This window comes from Frankia sp. CcWB3, assembly GCF_977927595.1.
Genome location: NZ_CDWRCK010000333.1, coordinates 1 through 3,636 on the forward strand (window position 1 = coordinate 1; position 3,636 = coordinate 3,636).

Sequence of the window (3,636 nt, forward strand, 5' to 3'; positions counted from 1 at the left end):
GTCTCGGCCGGGGGCTCGGCGGCGGGGGCCCCTTCGGTGACATGCCGGCGACCCCCGACCTGCTCGCCCGGGTCGACGCCCTGCCCCCGGCGCTCGATGAGCCGCGGGTCGACCAGGCTGCGGCGGCCGCCCCCGACCCGGCATTCTCGCTGCACCGGCTGCTGGCCGTGGTCCGCTGGCCGCTCGTCCTGGGCCTGCTGCTGGTGGCGGCCGACGCCGTCGCGGGTCTCGCCCTGCCGGCGTTGGTGCGGCATGCCGTCGACGCCGGTGTGAGTGTCGGGGCACGTGACGTCCTGTTCGCCACCGCCGGTGTCGCGCTGGCGGTGGTACTGGTCAACTGGGCGGTGCAGGTGTGGCAGACCCGTGTCACGGGCCGGATGGGGGAGCGGCTGCTTTACATCCTGCGGGTGAAGACCTTTGCGCAGCTGCAGCGCCTCGGGCTCGACTACTACGAGCGCGAGCTCGCCGGCCGGATCATGACCCGGATGACGACCGACGTCGACGCCCTGTCGACCTTCCTGCAGACCGGCCTGACCACCGCCATCGTCAGCCTGCTGTCCTTCTTCGGCGTCCTGGTGGCGCTGATCGTGCTGGACGCCGAGCTCGCCCTGGTCGTCGTCGCCGTACTGCCGATCCTGGTCGTGGCGACGGTGGTGTTCCGGCGTCGCTCCTCCGCCGCCTACACCGAGTCCCGGGAACGAGTCAGCGCCGTCAACGCATCGCTGCAGGAGAACCTGACCGGCCTGCGCATCGCCCAGGCGTTCGGCCGGGAAGCGGTCAACCAGGCGAGGTTCCGCGAGCTCGCGGACAGCTACCGCCGCTCGCGGCTGCGGGCACAACGGATGATCGCTCTCTACTTCCCGTTCGTCGAGTTCCTCTCCCGGGTCGCGGGTGCTCTCGTGCTGGGAATCGGCGTCCACCTTGCCGTCGGCGGATCCCTGTCGCCGGGAGCACTACTCGCGTTCCTGCTCTATGTGGACCTCTTCTTCGCGCCGGTGCAGCAACTGTCCCAGGTGCTCGACGGTTATCAGCAGGCCCGGGTCGGGCTGCGCCGGCTTTCCGAGCTGCTGCGGACTCCGACCTCGACGCCGCCGGCCGAGCACCCGCGGCCGGTCGGGCGGCTGGCCGGCGAGGTGGTCCTGGCCGGCGTCCGGTTCGCCTACACGGGAAGCACCGCCGCGCGGGCGGAGAACTCCGGGCCGGCGGGAAACGCCGTGAACGGGGTGAGCCTGCGCATCGCCCCGGGGGAGACAGTCGCCCTGGTCGGGGAGACCGGCGCGGGCAAGTCCACGGTGGTGAAGCTGATCGCCCGGTTCTACGACGTGACCGAGGGTGCGGTGCGGGTGGACGGCGTCGACGTGCGCGACTTCGACCTGCCCGCCTACCGGCGACGGCTCGGTGTCGTTCCGCAGGAGCCGTTCCTGTTCTCCGGGACGGTCCGGGACGCCATCGCCTACGCTCGGCCGGATGCCTCCGACGCCGAGGTCGTGGCGGCGGCGCGGGCAGTCGGCGCCCACGCGTTCATCACCCGCCTGGCCGACGGCTACGATCATCTGGTCGGCGAACGCGGCCGGGGACTGTCCGTCGGCCAGCGTCAGCTCCTGGCGCTCGCCCGCGCGGAGCTCGCCGACCCGGACATCCTGCTGTTCGACGAGGCGACCGCGGCGCTCGACCTCGCGACGGAGGCGGCGGTCACGGCCGCCTCGGAGGCGGTGGCCACCCGGCGGACCACGATCGTCATCGCCCATCGGCTCACCACGGCGGCCCGGGCCGACCGGGTGGTCGTGATGGCGGACGGCCGGGTGGTCGAGCAGGGGCCGCACGCCGAGCTGGTGCACGCCGGCGGCCCGTACTCCCGCCTGTGGGCCGCCTTCACCGCGGAGTCCGTCACGCCCGCGGAGTCCGTCACGCCCGCGGATCTCAGCCCGACCGCGGACAGCGGTGCGGATCGGCGAGCGGCTGGCTGACCGTCAAGCGGCTGGCTGACCGGCGAGGGCGGCCTCATTCCGTAATGTCATGGTTCGCCCTCAAGCCTGAGGGGATGCCCTCACGGGGCGACGAGCAAGCCCGCCCGTCGCCCCGATCGGCCGAGCGGTCACCCGGGGCCGGCGGCGATCAGAGGAGGGGATCATGAAGGCGAACGGTCTGTTGATGGAGATCGCCTGGCCACGGCTGCCCAGCGGAATCGCCACACCCGGTGAACTCGCCGACCAGCTGGACGCCGACCTGCGGGACCGCGCCAGGGTCGCCGCGTTCGACGAGCACGGTCTGTGGGTCCGGGTCCACCGGCCGCACCAGGTCGAGGCGCTCGCCGCCGAACTCGCTTACAAGCTCTCCCAGGTCGGCGCGTCCGATCAGACGTTCCTCTCCTGGCACGACGAGCTGGGTAATCATCGTCGTTCGCTGAGCGGCCGTCGGATCGGGATGCACCGCAAGGTCGCCTGAACATGCCGGCGGATTCTCGACGAGGTCCCACGAAGTCCCGGAAGTCCCGGAAGTCCCGGAAGTCCCGGAAGTCCCGGAAGTCCCGGAAGTCCCGGAAGTCCCGGAAGTCCCGGAAGTCCCGGAAGTCCCGGAAGTCCCGGAAGTCCCGGAAGTCCCGGAAGTCCCGGAAGTCCCGGGAAGCCCCGGGAAGTCCCGGAAGTCCCGGAAGATGGTGGATCCCGCCCGGTCGGCCCTTGGTCGGTCGGCTGGCGGTCAGCCCTCGGCCAGCTGGAGGGTCTCCCGAGCGATCGCGGTGCCGAAGCGGACGGCGCCAGGGGACGGGACTGGGCAGGCCGTCATCGGTTTCTGGAGCAACGGGCAGAAGTGGACCCCGTCGGGGCTGCGGACTGTGACGACCCCCCCGGGCTCGCAGGTCTCGCCCGCGGCACAGGGCATCGTCGAGGTGAACCGGCCGTTCATGGTCAGCACCCGGCCCGCGGGGACCACCCGGGTACGTTCGTGCTCTGCGGCGATCTGGCGCCACAGGCGGTCCAACAGGGTCATCCCGGCCTCGTCGACCGTCTGGTCACGCCGTGGCGGCGCATCCACGAGGACGACTCCGATGCCCTGATTCGTCAGCATCTTGACGGCCTTCGTCACGTCCTCCCGGTAGGCCGTCACCAGGTCACGACCCTGCATGCAGGGCGTCACCTGGTTGCCGGAGAACACCAGAACCGCGGTGGTCGGCCGCCAACGCCGCGCCTGGTCGCGGATGTCCATGAGCCAGTCGCAGGGCGCCGTGCCACCCCAGGTGCGCACCAGCACGGCGGTCCCGCCGTCCGCGCGGGCCGCCTCGTCGAAGGCGCTACCCGCCTCCCAGGCGAGCGAGTCGCCCCACAACGCCACCCGTGGCCTGTCGTCGGAGGTCCTGTTCACCACCAGGGTGCCCCCGACCAGGACGATCGCGACGACGAACAGCCAGCCGACCGGTCCCAGCCGTCCGATCCGCACGGTCCGCCCCTTCCTGCCCCGCCGCACCGGGCCGGTATCACCGGATCCCCGATCACGTCCGACTCTGCCCGGCTACCCACCACCTCATCGTGCTTCCCGCCCGGCGCTGTTCTGGTGACGGGTGTGCCGTCCCCACGAACGGACATTACCGAACGTACCTCCCATAACTGTTCTATCCAGAGACCCGAGTAGCTCCCGCTA

General features: G+C 71.5%; 3 protein-coding genes. 2 read left to right on the top strand and 1 reads right to left on the bottom strand.

Features of this window, described 5'->3' with window-relative positions; all coding sequences use genetic code 11:
• Together ACY5KJ_RS18580 and ACY5KJ_RS18585 are read left to right on the top strand one after the other, a co-directional pair.
• A partial coding sequence (locus ACY5KJ_RS18580) for an ABC transporter ATP-binding protein (RefSeq protein ID WP_462203965.1) occupies positions 1-1,967 on the top strand: 1,967 nt, incomplete at its 5' end.
• 163 nt (positions 1,968-2,130) lie between these two features.
• Positions 2,131-2,445 carry a hypothetical protein gene (locus tag ACY5KJ_RS18585; protein ID WP_462203966.1) on the top strand — a complete coding sequence of 105 codons (315 nt, stop codon included), beginning with the start codon at positions 2,131-2,133 and terminating at the stop codon, positions 2,443-2,445.
• A 252-nt stretch (positions 2,446-2,697) separates the two neighbouring features.
• Here ACY5KJ_RS18585 and ACY5KJ_RS18590 read toward each other — a convergent pair whose 3' ends face one another.
• The gene (locus ACY5KJ_RS18590) at positions 2,698-3,435 is read right to left on the bottom strand and encodes a DUF459 domain-containing protein (RefSeq protein ID WP_462203967.1); all 738 of its coding nucleotides are present in this window, start codon (positions 3,433-3,435) and stop codon (positions 2,698-2,700) included.
• Between the last annotated feature and the right edge of the window lie 201 nt (positions 3,436-3,636).

What these genes read in the sequence shown, in the direction of transcription:
- ACY5KJ_RS18585 (WP_462203966.1), top strand. Translation starts at nt 2,131, where the DNA reads ATGAAGGCGAACGGTCTGTTGATGGAGATCGCCTGGCCACGGCTGCCC.